The 2744-nt window shown below is 62.7% G+C and carries 2 protein-coding genes; one reads left to right on the forward strand and one right to left on the reverse strand.

Annotated elements, in window-relative coordinates; genetic code table 11:
- Positions 1–947 (reverse strand): Hsp70 family protein (locus EN893_RS27750; RefSeq protein ID WP_164901161.1); only part of this gene is annotated, 947 nt, incomplete at its 3' end.
- Positions 948–1436: 489 nt separating this feature from the next.
- Between EN893_RS27750 and EN893_RS27755 the strand changes: the two genes are divergently transcribed.
- A partial coding sequence (locus EN893_RS27755) for a hypothetical protein (RefSeq protein ID WP_128361942.1) occupies positions 1437–2744 on the forward strand: 1308 nt, incomplete at its 3' end.

A 2744-nucleotide genomic window follows, 5' to 3' on the forward strand; every position in this document is an offset into this window, starting at 1 on the left:
TTGCAAGGGGCAATCGTGCGCTGGACCAGGTCGTCGACCAGCTGCTCGAACTTGGCGCGCGTCAGCTTCAGCGTCAGGTGCTTCGGCCCGGTCGCGTCGGCGGTGATGAAGGGCAGGTTGATTTCGGTCTGGGTGGTCGACGACAGCTCGATCTTGGCCTTTTCAGCCGCCTCCTTGAGGCGCTGCAGGGCAAGCTTGTCGTTCTTCAGGTCGATGCCCTGTTCCTTCTTGAACTCGGCCGCCAGATATTCGACCAGGCGCATGTCGAAATCCTCGCCGCCGAGGAAGGTGTCGCCATTGGTCGACTTGACCTCGAACACGCCGTCGCCGATTTCGAGCACCGAAATGTCGAACGTGCCGCCGCCAAGGTCATAGACGGCAATGGTCTTGCCTTCCTTCTTGTCGAGGCCATAGGCAAGCGCTGCCGCGGTCGGCTCGTTGATGATGCGCAGCACTTCAAGGCCGGCGATCTTGCCGGCATCCTTGGTCGCCTGGCGCTGGGCGTCGTTGAAATAGGCTGGAACGGTGATGACCGCTTTCTCGACCTTTTCCCCGAGATAGGCTTCCGCCGTCTCCTTCATCTTCTGCAGGATCATGGCCGAAATCTGCGAGGGCGACTGCTTCCTGCCGCCGGCTTCGACCCAGGCATCGCCATTGTCGCCCTTGACGATCTTGTAGGGGACAAGCTTCTTGTCCTTCTCCGTCACCGGATCGTCATAGCGGCGGCCGATCAGGCGCTTGACCGCGAAGATGGTGTTTTCAGGATTGGTGACCGCCTGGCGCTTGGCCGGCTGGCCGACCAGACGTTCGTCGTCGCCCGAAATGGCGACGATGGAAGGCGTCGTGCGCGCGCCTTCCGCATTCTCGATCACCTTGGGCTCCTTGCCATCCATGATGGCGATACACGAGTTGGTGGTGCCGAGATCGATACCGATTACTTTTGCCATTTTTCTAGTCTCTCCGCTAAGCAGGCTATCAGGACCCGTACAGGCGTTCCGACGAAAGCCCCTGTTCACAAGAAATCCCGTTCCGGCAACCGGCATTCCGGCGCCGAACGGCTTGGCGCGTATATAAGAACAGGCGGCATCGCGCGCAAGCATTCTGCGCAAGGCTTCCATGAACCTTTCCACCTCCGCCTGCGACTGATCTCCAGGTGCCGCATGGTGCGGCCCGGAAAGGAAGCCCCCATGACCAATAACCCAGAGACTCCCAGGTCTCCGGGAACAACAGGAGCTCGGCGCGACCACCGCCTTCGGGACGAGGTCGATGCGCTGGGCTTTCTGTTGATTCCGTTGACCCTGCGTAAGAGCAGGCGTATCGTCATCTTGAGGAAAGCAGACAATTCGATCAGGGAAGAACGAGCCGGACCGCCGCGCCTTGCCCTGATTTGCGCGGCCAGACCCGACGTTCTCCCGTCGACTACGGGGGGTAGTGTCATGTCTCGCATCCGCGGCTCGTTTGTGTCGTCTCTTGCTGGCGGCTTGCGCCGCGCTGTGCATCCAGGCGGGTTGCTGGCACTCGGCCTGTGGCTGGGCGCCGCGCAGGCGCAGGAAACCCGGATCATCTATCCCGGTTCGATGGCGGTGACCGGATTTTCCGGCACCATCATTCCCAATTTCGACCCCCCTGATTCCGAAAAAGAGGGACTGCCGCCCGGCGTCGATCCGGTCGACGAAACCTTCATCGACACCACGCGCGCCACCTTGCGCGTCTTCGACGTCTCGCAACTGGGCGGACCAGCCACCGGCCAGCTCGTCAACACGCCACCGCCCTTCGAGGTGACGGCGGAGCAGGTCGGCCAGGTGTTCGGCGTCACCTACGATGACGGCGTGCGCGACGGCGTTCCGACGGGCATTCCCAATCTCTATGCCGGCGCCACCTCGCTGCACGGCATCCGTATCGTCACCCCGGACGCCGACGATGACGGCCGCCCCGAGCGGCAGCGCCGCGGCGCTGCCGGCGCCATCTTCATGGATGGCCAGTTCGGCACCGAAAACGGCGGCGGGCCGGGCACCGTCTGGAAGATCGACGGCATCACCGGCCAGGTCTCCAAATTCGCCGACATCGACACCAACAGCGGTCCCGGCATCGGCAATCTCACATTCGACGCCACTCATCGCGAGTTCTTCGCGTCCGATCTCGATACCGGCCTGATCCATCGCATCGATGCCGAAGGCAGGCTGATCGACAGCTTCGATCACGGCGTTGCCGGCCGTCCCGCGCATGGGCTTGCTCCAGTCGCCGACGACGGTTCGGTGATGGACATAAAGGGAGCGACCTTCGACAGCGAAGACCCCGACAGCTGGGGCTACACGCAGGACGAGCGCCGCGTCTGGGGCGTCTCCTACCATGGCGGCCGGCTCTACTACTCGGTCGGCGAAAAGTCGGAAATCTGGTCGGTGGGCATCGCCCGCGACGGCAGTTTTGTCGGCGACCCGCGCTGGGAACTGACGGTCAAGGCCGACAAGGACTACGCCGTCACCGACATCGCCTTCGACAATAGCGGCTTCATGTACCTGGCCCAGCGCGGCCCAGTCGAGAACCGCTACGATTACAGCCAATTCGCCGATTCCGGCAAAGGCGAGGTCATCCGCTACTTCCGAGAGAACCCGGACGATCCGGAGACGGAATCGGTCTGGGTCGAAGTGCCGCAGGAATATGCGGTCGGTTTCCCGCAGGGCAACCGGCAGGCCGCCGGCGGTCTCGACCTGCAATATGGTTATGATTCCGACGGCAATCTCGAC

The sequence above is a fragment of the Mesorhizobium sp. M7A.F.Ca.CA.004.04.2.1 genome, assembly GCF_004022825.1.
Taxonomy (GTDB): domain Bacteria; phylum Pseudomonadota; class Alphaproteobacteria; order Rhizobiales; family Rhizobiaceae; genus Mesorhizobium.